This is a genomic window from bacterium endosymbiont of Bathymodiolus sp. 5 South, from assembly GCF_900128535.1.
In the GTDB taxonomy this organism is placed as follows: domain Bacteria; phylum Pseudomonadota; class Gammaproteobacteria; order PS1; family Pseudothioglobaceae; genus Thiodubiliella.
Genome location: NZ_FQTR01000414.1, coordinates 1 through 877, shown reverse-complemented (window position 1 = coordinate 877; position 877 = coordinate 1). Strand labels below are relative to the sequence as shown.

At 37.5% G+C, this 877-nt stretch carries 1 protein-coding gene; it reads left to right on the top strand.

Features of this window, described 5'->3' with window-relative positions; translation table 11 throughout:
• Positions 1 to 23 precede the first annotated feature (23 nt).
• Positions 24 to 877 (top strand): Fic family protein (locus BBROOKSOX_RS11885; RefSeq protein WP_139662104.1); only part of this gene is annotated, 854 nt, incomplete at its 3' end.

Here is an 877-nt window from a genome sequence, read left to right as displayed (position 1 = left end):
AAATATACAAAAAATTATACACCATGAATTTTGATTATAAAAGTATTTCCTATGCTCAAAAGTTGAGCGATTTGCAGAATTATTACCAAACTTCAGTTGCCTTTTCGCAGGCACTAGGCATTACTCGAATGACGCTAATTGCTTGGAATGATAACCCTCAAAAGATTAAAGTTAAAAATCAAGATAAGATTGATTGGCTATGGTGCCAGTCTATTTTTTTGCCAAATATGAGTAATCTCAGCAAGGTTGTCAAAGGTATTGAGTTGGGCGATTTTTTGTTCGAGCCTGCCATTATGGATAAGACGCTTAGACAAATGGCAGCAGGTTCTCTTGAGATTGAGACAGGCACGCAAGCAGCGGATTTTGATGCAATTGTACTTAACAACACCGTGCCTAATAATTTCCGTGCAACCTCAGTAGCAGAGGTGCAAAACATTTATTATCTTACCCAAGAAATCGCTCAAAATTTTCAAGTAGAGATCACTTTGCAGCAAATTAAAGATTGGCATAAAGTGCTAATGCGTGGCTTGATTGATAATGCAGGTGAATTTTTTACTAAGCAAAGAGTATTGCCAAATGTTGATACGCAACTGACGCATCTAGATGACATTGTGGAAGAACTGGAAAGCTGGGTAAAAACCTATGCCTATATTCAGAGCCTAAGTGATATTGCTCAAGCACATTATCATTTTGAAACGATTCATCCATTTAGTGATGGCAATGGTCGTATTGGGCGTTTGATTGTGCTTGCACAATGTTTGCAAATTGGCATTAAGCCACCAACCGTTAACAACAGCAACAAGGCACTGTATTATATTTTGTTAGAACATGCAAAAATCAATCCAACACCATTGGCGTATTTTTTTCAAGCGTGTTC